Raw genomic sequence first — 696 nt, 5'->3', positions numbered from 1 at the left:
CGCCCTTATGCGTGCCGAGCAGGCCGCCCGCCTGCGTGTCCGGACCGCTCAGCAGCAGGCTTGCGCCGCTGCCGACAAGGCCGCGCAGCGTCGACTCCGCGCTGCGGCCGGCGATGCCGCCGGCCTTCGCCTCCGAGGCGGCGGAAGAAGCCGTCAGCAGAAGGTTCTGCACGTTGACTCCCTTTCCGTCGCCCTCGATCAGGCTGTTCTCTGCACGGCCGGCCAGGCCGCCGGCCTCGACGCCGGAAGCGCTGACGGCAAGCGCGACATAGCTCGGCGCTTCCGCCTGCACCGCCGGACGAACGATGTCCGCGCGGACGGCATATCCGGCCGCTCCGCCGATGCGCGCTTCGGCAGCCGTTGCCGTCACGGTCGTTTCTTCTCCGGCTTCCAGCGACGAATCGGTCAGGGAAGCGCGGCTGTCCGCCGCTCCCTGCAGCCGTCCGACGAGGCCGCCCGCTTCGGCTCCTGCACCGCCCGCTGCGATCGCGACGCGGCGCACAGAGACGCCGTTGATCGAGCCCTCGCTCAGGCCGGCCGCTCCGCCGAGCCTGGCGTCCGCGCCGGCAGAACGGAGCGAGATATCCTCCGCCTCGCCGCCGGTCAGGCTGCCGAAGCTCTCGCCGGCGATGCCGCCGATGCGTGCCGACGCGCCGCCCGACTCGATGTCGAGTCCGCGGACGAGCAGGCCCGCCT

General features: G+C 73.0%; 1 protein-coding gene. It reads right to left on the bottom strand.

Annotated elements, in window-relative coordinates; genetic code table 11:
• Positions 1 to 696, bottom strand: a 696-nt coding sequence (locus tag PHU01S_RS26090) for a hypothetical protein (protein ID WP_164763209.1), incomplete at both ends; no start/stop codon positions are given.

It is taken from the genome of Paenibacillus humicus NBRC 102415 (genome assembly GCF_004000905.1).
Classification (GTDB): domain Bacteria; phylum Bacillota; class Bacilli; order Paenibacillales; family Paenibacillaceae; genus Paenibacillus_O; species Paenibacillus_O humicus.
Note: the sequence above shows the minus strand (reverse complement) of the source record. Positions and strands in the feature narration are given on the sequence as shown.